This window comes from Streptomyces sp. NPDC054841 (genome assembly GCF_053611045.1).
Map to the genome: position 1 here is coordinate 1 of NZ_JBSGZO010000327.1, position 9,860 is coordinate 9,860.

General features: G+C 66.2%; 10 protein-coding genes and 5 pseudogenes. 7 read left to right on the forward strand and 8 right to left on the reverse strand.

Annotation, left to right across the window (positions count from 1 at the left end; translation table 11 throughout):
• Window positions 1-167 precede the first annotated feature (167 nt).
• Complete coding sequence (locus tag ACWGI8_RS31575; RefSeq protein ID WP_453666127.1) at window positions 168-1,499, reverse strand: alpha/beta hydrolase; 1,332 nt, start codon at window positions 1,497-1,499, stop codon at window positions 168-170.
• Between the two features lie 161 nt (window positions 1,500-1,660).
• On the opposite strand from ACWGI8_RS31575, the pseudogene ACWGI8_RS31580 reads away from it, so the two are divergent.
• Both ACWGI8_RS31580 and ACWGI8_RS31585 read left to right on the forward strand, forming a co-directional pair.
• Window positions 1,661-2,038 (forward strand): annotated as a pseudogene (locus ACWGI8_RS31580) (DinB/UmuC family translesion DNA polymerase); the annotation flags it as partial.
• A gap of 237 nt (window positions 2,039-2,275) precedes the next feature.
• Window positions 2,276-2,686, forward strand: coding sequence for a hypothetical protein (locus ACWGI8_RS31585; RefSeq protein WP_453666129.1), 411 nt, complete (start codon window positions 2,276-2,278; stop codon window positions 2,684-2,686).
• A 10-nt stretch (window positions 2,687-2,696) separates the two neighbouring features.
• Here ACWGI8_RS31585 and ACWGI8_RS31590 read toward each other — a convergent pair whose 3' ends face one another.
• Window positions 2,697-3,284, reverse strand: coding sequence for an ISL3 family transposase (locus tag ACWGI8_RS31590; protein ID WP_453666131.1), 588 nt, complete (start codon window positions 3,282-3,284; stop codon window positions 2,697-2,699).
• Here ACWGI8_RS31590 and ACWGI8_RS31595 point away from each other — a divergent pair.
• Window positions 3,250-3,384, forward strand: a pseudogene (locus ACWGI8_RS31595) (YnfA family protein); the annotation flags it as partial. The gene ACWGI8_RS31590 and the pseudogene ACWGI8_RS31595 overlap by 35 nt on opposite strands.
• A 6-nt stretch (window positions 3,385-3,390) precedes the next feature.
• Here the strand turns inward: ACWGI8_RS31595 and ACWGI8_RS31600 are convergent.
• Entirely contained in the window at window positions 3,391-3,843 is a 453-nt protein-coding gene (locus ACWGI8_RS31600) for a hypothetical protein (protein ID WP_453666133.1), read from the reverse strand.
• Between the two features lie 461 nt (window positions 3,844-4,304).
• Window positions 4,305-5,291, reverse strand: a complete 987-nt coding sequence (locus ACWGI8_RS31605; RefSeq protein WP_453666135.1) for an ArsR/SmtB family transcription factor — start codon at window positions 5,289-5,291, stop codon at window positions 4,305-4,307.
• A 630-nt stretch (window positions 5,292-5,921) separates the two neighbouring features.
• On the opposite strand from ACWGI8_RS31605, the gene ACWGI8_RS31610 reads away from it, so the two are divergent.
• Window positions 5,922-6,131, forward strand: coding sequence for a peptidoglycan-binding domain-containing protein (locus ACWGI8_RS31610; protein WP_453666137.1), 210 nt, complete (start codon window positions 5,922-5,924; stop codon window positions 6,129-6,131).
• A gap of 122 nt (window positions 6,132-6,253) precedes the next feature.
• Here ACWGI8_RS31610 and ACWGI8_RS31615 read toward each other — a convergent pair whose 3' ends face one another.
• On the reverse strand, window positions 6,254-6,580 hold the full coding sequence (locus ACWGI8_RS31615; RefSeq protein WP_453666142.1) for a GNAT family N-acetyltransferase: 327 nt from the start codon (window positions 6,578-6,580) through the stop codon (window positions 6,254-6,256).
• Between ACWGI8_RS31615 and ACWGI8_RS31620 the strand changes: the two are divergent.
• The 3 genes and pseudogenes from ACWGI8_RS31620 to ACWGI8_RS31630 all read left to right on the forward strand — a co-directional run.
• Window positions 6,552-6,744: pseudogene (locus ACWGI8_RS31620) on the forward strand (IS5/IS1182 family transposase); the annotation flags it as partial. The gene ACWGI8_RS31615 and the pseudogene ACWGI8_RS31620 sit on opposite strands and share 29 nt — an antisense overlap.
• Window positions 6,745-6,805: 61 nt before the next feature.
• Entirely contained in the window at window positions 6,806-7,093 is a 288-nt protein-coding gene (locus tag ACWGI8_RS31625; protein WP_453666138.1) for a hypothetical protein, read from the forward strand.
• A 453-nt stretch (window positions 7,094-7,546) separates the two neighbouring features.
• Window positions 7,547-8,777: pseudogene (locus ACWGI8_RS31630) on the forward strand (IS110 family transposase).
• 20 nt (window positions 8,778-8,797) lie between these two features.
• Here ACWGI8_RS31630 and ACWGI8_RS31635 read toward each other — a convergent pair.
• The 3 genes and pseudogenes from ACWGI8_RS31635 to ACWGI8_RS31645 form a co-directional block, all read right to left on the reverse strand.
• A pseudogene (locus tag ACWGI8_RS31635) lies at window positions 8,798-8,914 on the reverse strand (IS5/IS1182 family transposase); the annotation flags it as partial.
• A gap of 356 nt (window positions 8,915-9,270) precedes the next feature.
• On the reverse strand, window positions 9,271-9,492 hold the full coding sequence (locus ACWGI8_RS31640; RefSeq protein WP_406482151.1) for a helix-turn-helix domain-containing protein: 222 nt from the start codon (window positions 9,490-9,492) through the stop codon (window positions 9,271-9,273).
• On the reverse strand, window positions 9,492-9,860 hold a 369-nt coding region (locus ACWGI8_RS31645), incomplete at its 5' end, for a DUF2975 domain-containing protein (RefSeq protein WP_453666140.1). The genes ACWGI8_RS31645 and ACWGI8_RS31640, both read right to left, overlap by 1 nt.

Sequence of the window (9,860 nt, forward strand, 5' to 3'; positions counted from 1 at the left end):
GACACGCCGCCCCCGGCCTCGATCAGGTGATCAGTCGTCGTATTCATCAGGTGACTCCTTCGGGGAGGAACACACCTGATTCATGACACTCCCACTCGCACGCGGCGGGTAACCACCCCGGCTGGTCGGCGACGAATGGTCGGGCCTGCTGAGGACGGATGTGGTGGTCAGTCCGAGAGCGGCCCTTCCATGACCTTGCTGATGAACTGGATCGGGCCCTCGCCCATGTTGGGGACGTAGGTCTTGGCGTTGTGCTTGCCGCCCTGGATCTCCCGCAGGCTGGTGTGGACGGGACCGGTGCCGTAGGTCGCGATGAACTTCTTCACGTTCGGCAGGGTCCGGGGATTGCTCTCGTTGGTTCCGACCTGGAAGGCGATGTAGACGTCAGGGCCCCCCTTGGCGATCAGCTCCTTCGCGAGGATCTTGGGGTTGTTGGCGTCCTTCTCCTTCTGGTGACCTTTCCACAAGCGGGAGTCCGGTTCGATGTCCGGACCGGAGGCGATCACGGCCTTGAACTTGTCGGGGTGCTTCAGCACGGCTTTCAGGCCCGCGAAGGCACCGGTGGAGGAGCCCATGAAAGCCCATCCGTCGCGTGACTTGATGGTGCGGAAGTTGGCCTTCATGAGGTCCGGGACGTCCTCGGTCAGCCAGGTTCCCATTTTGGGTTGATTCGGTATGTCGGAGCCGTCCCAGTACAAGCCCCCGTCATCCGGGGCCGGGTTGAGCACAGGCATGGCGAGGAGGAAGGGCTTGCTCTTGCCCTCCTGAGACCACGTGGCGATGCTCTCCTGCAGGCCGAGGTCGGTTCCCATCCAGTAGTTGTTGGGATAGCCAGCTCCGCCGGGAAGGGCGATCATCACCGGGAAGCCGCTGTTCGCGTACTTCGGGTCGAAGTACTCCTTGGGCGCCCAGACCCATACCTTGCCCTTGAACCCGGACTTCTTGCCATGCAGGGTCGTCACGGCGACATGGGTATCGTCGTCGAGCGTCATGGTGTTCTTGAACTCGGCCTTCGGTCCGGTCGGCATCGAGACTTTCGAGTTCTTCGAGTTCTTGCGCTGGCTACCGCCCGCGTTCGTGTCGAAGGAGACGGGTTCTCCCTTGTCCGTGAACGGCGGGATCTCGAAGTACACCGTCACCCCGGCGGCAACCGCGCCGAGCACGAGCATGGAGACACCCGCGGCGATCCAGCGCCTGGGCCTGCGGCGTGGCAGCGCGCGGTATCCCTCGGGCGGCAGGTCCGGCTGGTAGTAGGGCTCGTAGGGGCGCGTGTGGTCGTAGTCGTCACTGCGCCAATCGGCATCGTGCCGGTGGCCGTTCGAGGTCCGCGGCGGCGCCCCGTAGACGTCTGGGCCGTAATCCGGGCGGTAGAGAAACTGCGGGTTGTGCCACTGCCGGGGAGGGGACTGCTGGTCGTACTCGCCGGACGGCGATGGCGGGAACCCCGGGTACGGACGGTCGCCGCTGCGAGGCGTAGAGGACCCGTCGGGTGACGTCATGCGGAAAGCTCCGATCCAGGGGGCGCATGGTGATTCAGTGCCGTGCTTCTTCCGTAGGGGAGGACGGGGACTGGGCCGCACAGGTTCCTTGCGGGCCCGGGGCCGGAACAGGCGTACCGATGCATGGTCAGGGTCCGACGGGTGGGCTGTGTGCTTCCGGTGCTGTGTCGGAGCAGTTCGGCACCCGACTCCGCAGCGAAGGCCAGATCTGCCAGTCCCTCACCCTTTCCGTCCGATACGCCGACCGCACCACCACCAGCCGCAGCCGCACCCTCGCCGAACCGACCGCCCACTCGCCGGCCCTCGCCAACACCGCGTACGCGCTCTACGCCTCGCGCAGTCTCCAACGGGCCCGAGTCCGCGGCATTGCGCTACGCGCCGAAGCCCTGATCCCGGCCGAACGGGCCGTACGGCAGCTCACATTCGACCCGAGAGACGACAAGGCCCGCAGGATCGAAGCCGCCGCCGACCGCGCCCGAGCCCGCTTCGGACCCAACGCGGTCAAACCCGCTGTCCTGGCCGCCCCACGAACGCCCTGACATCAGAGGAAGAGCGACGACTGGAGCCCGACGGTGGCGCATCCTGGCGCTTCTATCACGACCCGAATGACGACTGGAAGGACAGCACCGCGCGGTGCGGACCCGGAGTCTCGAAGGCCTGCGCTATGTCATGTCTGGTTTTGTCGACGGGATCCGGGTTCTGGCACACATTCCGTAAACGATCTTCCGCGTCCGTCTCTCTGGTGCTGCCACTCCTTGGCGTCAGATGATTGGGCTATGTCTCATGCCGTGCACATCCACTACACGCACCTGCTGCGGAAGAGTCCGCTCGATCTGTGGGTGCGGCTGCGGAACCTGCTCAAGGAACAGTCGATCGACCCGGCGAGCTCCGTGCTCGTCGATCTCTTCCCTGACGGTGGAGACCACGAGTTCGGGCAGATCATTTCAGAGGAAGGCCGGGTCTATCGCTTCAGCCTCGTGTATGACCGCGATCGGCCCGGGAGTGTCCGGAGAGCGACCCTGAGCCAGTGGACCGACATCACCGACACTTGGCAGACCGAACCTCTCCGGCGGCAGACCGCAGATGCGTTTGTCTCGATGCTGCCCCCACGGAGGACGGAACTTCCTCAGGCGGAAGCCGCTCAGGTGGCATCGCTCCCCGCGAGCCCTCATCACTCACCAGCCTGAGCCAGCATCCTCACCGGGCGGCAGTGAGAAGTACCCGTTTGCAGAGGAGCGGGAGTTTGGCGCGGCCGAACATCTGGCGCTTGATCATTTTGATGTGGTTGACCCGGCCTTCGACGGCACCGGAGTTCCAGTGAGTGGCCAGGCCCTGGACGACGGCGTCCCAGTCCTTCTCCAGGCCGGTGGCGAAGGAATGGAGGCAGGGAAGTTCCTCAGCTCGCGCGCTGACGACCCAGTCCTTCAGATGCTGGCCGGTGCGGGAGGAGAGGATCTCGGCGAAGCTGCGGACGAGACGGTGGGCCGCCGCGAGCTCTGGGCAACGAGTAAGGACCTCGGTCAGCTGTTTGTCCCCACTCTCCGAGAGCCGGTCAGGGTGACGCATAATCCACCCGGTGACTTGCCGGACCCCTGGCGGCGCCGGCCTGACAACGCGGATACGGCGTCGGCGCCGCGGCCGCAGATAGTCACTGATGATTTGGTAGTTGCCTTGGTAGCCAAGCTTCTTGAGCTCTGCGTGCAGGTGAACGGCATTGGTGTGGCCCTTGGCCCAGCGCCTGTCCAGGTAGGGCAGCTTCGTCGCCGGGTCGATCGCCTGGGGCATGGTCGCCGACGGCTACCGCCCCGACCGCTTCGACGTCATCGGCGCGCTAATCTGCCTGGCCGGAATGGCCGTGATCATGTACGCGCCCCGCAGCCACTGACCGCCTTCACTCCACCTGGCCCCCCTGGCCGGGCTCTGCATCCGCCGCTGAGGGCCGGAACTGCGCGGGCAGCACGCGGACCACAGAGGCCCGCTCCGTCAGCTGCTGGCGCAGAGTCTGGTTCTCGACTGTGGCCTGGTGCAGGGCGCCGACGAGGGCTTCGACGTCGGCCTTCAGCTGGGCGATCTCTTCCGTATCGGCAGCCCGCAGTTCCTTGAGATTGCGGACCTGCTGACGCAGCCGTCGTTCGCTGTCCGGGGTGCCGCGCTTGGCGCGGACCCTGTCGTAGAAGTCGTTCTTCAGGTCGGTGTGCCGCCGGGTGAGGGCGTTGCGCGGGACGCCAGCCTCGGTGGCCAGGGCGACGATCGTCAGCGCACCGTTGGACCGCTCGGGTGTGCCGCCCAGGATGCGGTCTGACCCGCTTGCTACCCGTATTCGTGCCGAGAGCGAAGAGCACAAGCAGCAGCCCACGCCGCAGTACCGCCTTTGGCACGGCCTCGCGGGTGGCGACCGAGGTGAAGTCACCGGTGTAGCCGGTGGCGAACGGCCTCCTTGAGGATGTCGATCAGGTCGATGGTGCCCCAAGCTCGATCTCCGCCTTCAGCGCGACCAGGTTCTCCGGCTCCTCCTGCTTGCCCTGCAGGGAGACCTTGATCCACGGCTCGCCCAACGCCACGGAAATCAGTTCGCCCTGGATGTCGAGAGCGTGCCAGCAGCAAGAGCTTCGCCTGGACCGACTACCGCGGCCCGCGGACGGTCGCCCTCCAGCAACTCGGCCCGTCCGTACTCGCAGCACCGCATCCTGAACAATCTTCCTCATTTGATTCATGACCGTGGTTCGGGATGGTGCCGACAGAGCAGGCCGAACGAGGGTGTTGAGCTGTGCCGTTCGTCCCGCAAGAACGCCCCTTGAGGAGAAATCAAGCGGGAAGCTCACCATTGAGCACGGCAAGGCCGAGCCCCGTGACACGGTGTCGGACCATGCCCCCTTCCCGCCAGGTGACCAGCAGGCCTGCCTCCCGCAGGACAGCCGTGTGCCGACTGATCACCGGTAGCGACACCCCTGCGCGTGCGGCCAGCTGGGTGGTGGTTCCTGTACCCGCGGCTGCTTCCAGCACCGCTGCTCGCGTGCGGCCGAGCAGTGTGATCACTCGCTCACGAGGTGCGTGCGCCGTGCGGTTGCTGTTCGGCGTGAGCCAGCCCAGCCGTGGAGGCAGCGGATAGACAAGCACGGGAGGCCTGCTCGGATCCATCAAGGTGATCGGTTGGATCCGCAGGAAGAACGAAGGAACGAGTACCAGCCCTCGTCCTTCCAGGTGGACGTCCTGGTCGGCGTACACGGCAATCTCGAGCACGGGGGGCCGCCACACCATGCTCGGGTGCAGATCGGCGAGCAGCCGATCCGTACCGCCTGACAGGAGCGTCCGGGCACGTCGGTCCCGGTCGGCCATGACCTGACTGTGTATGAGGTCCTGGTAGGGCTCCAACGCCACGCGGCGATAGGCGGTCAGCGCTTCTCCCAGTTGCTTCAGCGCCCCGAAGTTCCCTGCGGCGAGCGCCTTCGCCCATCGAGTCAGAGGGGCCTCGGCAGCCAGACACGCCACGTCTGCCTGGAGCCTGGACCGGGGGGTCGACAGAAGCGCGTCGAGCTGAGTGTCGAAATCCGCATCGCCACGCCCAGGGGTGAGGAAGTCCGGGGAGTATCCCCAGGGACGGGCCAGGTCCGCCAGAAGCCGGGCACTGGGCGCATCAGCAGCCCGCGTCCTGCGTCTCCATTCGCCGAACGCCAGAGTGCCGGCACGGTCCTGCAGCATGTGCAGGCTGAGAAGCACATCCCACAGAGGGTCGGGCCGATCCGCCACGACGATCCGACGTAAGTCCTCGCCGGTGAAGTGAATGCGCAACATGGTCCCCCCTGCGCTCGTCTGCTTTCCGTCGTCAAGTGCACGCGCCACGTTGGCGGACAGACAACAGGGAACGGCGTCCGGGACATGTCCCGGACAGGCCTTGTCCGGCGCTGAGCCGGACATGCGGTCGGCCGAGTGCGCTCGGACGGCACGACCTGGGGGTGATCCGGGCGCTCTTCAGTGGTGATCACTCACTCTGAAGGGGGCTTGTGACCTGGAGGTTTGCAGGAGAAGGCAAACCGTGGAGGCGGCTGAGCGAGTCGGTCACAGTGGTGGTGGACGGGGACTGGAGCCCGTGTCCGCCGAGGATCCCCAAGGGAGTCACTTGTGCCAAGTACTCGAGCGCACCCGGCTCATGCTGCGCCAACGGCCGGCTCGACAACACTCAACCGATCCAGCACGGCCTCCCCCTTCGCTCGTCGCCGGTGGAGCGCCACGCTGTTCCTCTTCGTCTGCGTTGCGAGCGTCGGCGCGACGCAGGCCGCCCGCGCGGCGGTCCATACAGCACCCCCGACGTGCAGAACGAGCGTGACCTATACGACGGTTCACGGATCAACCACATCCCTTCCAGCGGCGGGAAGGGCTGTCAGCTGTCTGCTGGCGCGAGGCAACTCTTCACGCGCTGTCACAGTGCTGCAGCAGTCGCTGAACGCGTGCTACGACGCACGCCTGACCGCGGACGGGGTCTTCGGAGCCGGCACTCAGGCGGCGTTGCGGCGCGCGCAGGCCCAAGAGGGGCAACGGGCCGACGGAGTATACGGACCCCAAAGCCGGGACGCGCTCCAGTGGCGCGTCACTGGATTCGCTTGCGACCGGGTCAACGGCCCGGGCGGGCAGTAGCCAGAACTCACTCGGCGGAAGAGGAAGCATGCTGAAGCGTTTGATGACTGTAACGACAGCGGCCGTCATAGTCGCCACGGCGACGGTGACCCTGTCCGCACCCACTGCGGCGGCAGCGCCGGTCAGATGCTGCCGAAGGGTTCGGGGTAGATGAATTCGCCTTGCACGGACGAATCGTAGGCGGCCAGGGTGCGGATCTGGAACAGGTGCTCCCAGGCCGGTTCCTCGCCGACGATGCCGAAGTCAGTGCTCGGGCGGAAGCCGAACCGCCCGTAGAAGTCGGGATCGCCGAGGACAACCACCATCGGGACGTCGAGGGCGTCCGCCGCGGCGAGAGTGGCGTGGACCAGGGCCGTTCCGAAGCCGCGGCGGCGATGGTCGCAGTGAACACCGAGCAGGCTGAGGTTGGGGACTCGGGCGCGGGACCACCGGCCACGCCGAGGCGGCAGGCCACCAGCCCTCGACCGCGAGACCTACAAGCAGCGCAACACCGTCGAACGGTGCATCAACCGCTTGAAGCAGTCGCGGCATCGCCACCCGCTACGAGAAGACCGCCACCATCTACCTCGCCGGACTGCACGTCGCGGGCATCTTCCTCTGGTCCGCGAGATGAGGCCATCTCTCTGACGGCCCCCGCACACACGCCAGGTCGGTTGGAGGGTCACACTGCGTGGGTGCTGATCAGACGAGAAACCCCCGCCGACCTGGCCGCTGTCCGTGCGGTGACCATCGCCTCCTCCTACAAACCGCATGAGGAGGAACCTGTGGAGGTGATTCTGCGGGACGCATTGCAAAAGGGTGAAAACTGGATCCCTGCGCTCTCGCTGGTGGCCGAGGGCGGGGACGGCGCGATCATCGGCCATGCTCTGTGCACCTGGGGCCGAATCGGGTCTGCGGGGATGGGGATCACTGCTCGGATGCCGCGCTTGCGCAGGTGTTCGCGGATGGCGCGTGAGGAGTAGGCCTAATGGGACGCGAAGGCTGGTACGCGGGCCGCGATCATGGTCGCGGGTTCGCACCAGTTTTCCGGGCGCGGAGCAAGCCTTTGAGTATGCCCGGACCGTCGAGTCCTGTTGACAAGACGAGGTCGACTCCGCGCCCGGCAAGGACTCAAGGCGAGCGCAGACCATCTTGAAGAGCATCAAAGGTGGTCGTGATGGTGCAGGTCAGAGCGGTTTTCGTCGTACGTCCGCTGTCGGGCTCCCATGCGATTCGCTGTTCGTAGTCCGAGCCGGTTGCGTGGACCACCTCTCTGAACTGCCTGAGCCTCAGCTCCGAAGCAGACCGAGGGCCGCATTACCCGCTGGGGTTGCGAACGGCTGGTGGGATGACGTGCCTCGAGCACTTCCATTAGGGAGCACGCGCACCCTGCACAGGCTCTGACCTTGGAGAAGAGTCACGACACGGAGGGTGCAATGGAGATCACAGGGTTACCGAAACCCGTGTTCTGCGGGGTGGACTGGGCGGAGGATCATCACGACGTCGCGCTCGTCGACGCCAGCGGAACCCAACGGCTTCGGATCAGCGACGATGCCGCCGGATTCGCCCAGCTCACCATGTTGCTGGTAGAGCACGGAGACCATGCAGACGCTCCGATCCCCGTGGCGATCGAGACCTCTCGCGGGCTTCTCGTCGCATGTCTGCGGGCTTCTGGCAGGCCGGTCTTCGCGATCAACCCACTGGCGGTCGCACGCTATCGAGACCGTCACTCCGTCGCCCGGAAGAAGTCCGACGCCGTCGATGCCGCAGTGCTGGCGAACATCCTGCGGACAGACATGGCCGCCCACCGGCCCCTGCCCACAGACTCCGAGCTCGTCCAGGCCATTGCCGTGCTCGCCCGAGCCCAGCAGGACGCAGTCTGGGACCGAGGCCAGGCCCACAACAGGCTCCGCTCACAGCTGCGGGAGTTCTACCCGGCGATCCTGGATGCCTTCGCCCAGCACAAGCACGGATTGAACTCACGGGAGGCCCGCACCATCTTGGCTGCCGCCCCGACGCCGGCCAAGGCCGCCAGGCTGACACACCGACGCCTTCAGACACTGCTCAAGCAGGCAGGACGAGTCCGCGGCATCGAGGCCGAAGCAGACAGGATTCATGAGGTCTTCCAGCGCGACTACCTCCACCAGCTGCCCCAGGTCGAGGCCGCACTGGGCCGGCAGACAACGGCCCTGCTCAGACAGCTGAACACCGCCTGCCAGAACGCCGACGACCTGGAAGAAGGCACCGCACAGGCCTTTGAGCTTTCCGGGCCTTGGATCCTTAACCGGAGCCCGCGTCCTGGCCGAGATCGGCGACGACCGGACCCGGTTCGCGAACTCCGGCTCGCTCAAGGCCTACGCCGGAAGCGCCCCGGTCACCCGGGCCAGTGGCAAGAGCTGCGTCGTCATGAGCCGAAAGGTCAAGAACCAGCGGCTGGCGGCTGTCGGCCACGTGTGGGCCTTCGTCTCTCTCACCAGATCACCCGGCGCCAGAGCCCACTTCGACCGCCGCAGAGAAGCCGGCGACCGCCACGTCGCCGCTCAGCGCAACCTCTTCAACCGCTTCATGGGCATGCTCTTCCACTGTCTCCAACACGGCCAGCACTACGAGGAGACGAAAGCCTTCCCACCCCAACCACTGGAAGATCATTCCGCCATCGCGGCTTGACGCTTATCCGCGTGGGATGTCTTGTCGGCCAGGACCACATCCGGCCGGGTTGGGGGCCGTCCACGTCGGCGGGGAACGCGCAAGCGGGCCATCACGTGCGTGAAGGCGGGCGCATCACCGGCCTGTCCGGCGGTGAGCTTCGCCCTGCGGGTTTTGGTGTTGGTGAGCCATACTCCGAGTTTCACGGCGTGCTCCTGGCCGTCGACTACAACCCTCTCGACGTGGCCTCGTGGAACGCTCGTCTTGCCTTCCCGTTCCTTGTACTGTGCCAGGCCGCTATGCCCCGCTCGAACGCCCCAGAGACGCCCTTGGACTGCTTCGCGGGTGCTTCCTGGACGACCAGAGCGTGCCGTACGCCGCGCGAATCGCGAGGGTCGGGCACCTCGGCCAGACGCTCCAGCAGGCCCGGGATCTCCCCGGGTACGACCCCGGGATGCTCGCAGAGTTGGTCAAAGGCAAGCGGGATCGGCGATGACGCGTCGGCAGGCACGGTTCATTCGCCCGCGGTGTCCTCGGCCTCCCAGCGAAGCAGGTCGCCCGGCTGGCACTTGAGCACCTCACAGAGCGCGGCGAGCGTCGCAAAGCGCACCGCCTTGGCGCGGCCGTTCTTGAGTACCGCCAGGTTGGCGGGCGTGATCCCTACGCGGTCCGCGAGGTCGCCCACGGACATCTTCCGCCTGGCCAGCATCACGTCGATATCGACGGCGATCGGCATCAGATCACCTCGTCCAACTCGGCCTGCATCTGCGCCGCTTCGACGTCGCGGGCGACGGCCTGGGCGAGCAGCATCCGCAGCACGAGCACGATGAGCGCGACTCCCAGGATGGCCACGCCAATTCCGCCCATGATGAGGGTGACGCCCGGGTCGTTCCGCTGGCCGGGCGCATTCAGGGCCGTGACCGCGAACCACACGAGAGCAGCCGCGACGATCGCGCCGATGATGACGTCCACGTACCGGAAGGCGGCGTGGGAGAACACGGTTCCGCGTCGCACCATCGTTACCAGTCGCCATACACAGACCAGGGCGACCTGGGCCGTCCCGATGCCCAGGATCGTGATCACGCGCAGCGGGGTCAGCGGGAG

What these genes read in the sequence shown, in the direction of transcription:
- ACWGI8_RS31590 (WP_453666131.1), bottom strand. Translation starts at nt 3,284, where the DNA reads ATGCCCCAGGCGATCGACCCGGCGACGAAGCTGCCCTACCTGGACAGG.
- ACWGI8_RS31585 (WP_453666129.1), top strand. Translation starts at nt 2,276, where the DNA reads ATGTCTCATGCCGTGCACATCCACTACACGCACCTGCTGCGGAAGAGT.
- ACWGI8_RS31605 (WP_453666135.1), bottom strand. Translation starts at nt 5,291, where the DNA reads ATGTTGCGCATTCACTTCACCGGCGAGGACTTACGTCGGATCGTCGTG.
- ACWGI8_RS31640 (WP_406482151.1), bottom strand. Translation starts at nt 9,492, where the DNA reads ATGCCGATCGCCGTCGATATCGACGTGATGCTGGCCAGGCGGAAGATG.
- ACWGI8_RS31575 (WP_453666127.1), bottom strand. Translation starts at nt 1,499, where the DNA reads ATGACGTCACCCGACGGGTCCTCTACGCCTCGCAGCGGCGACCGTCCG.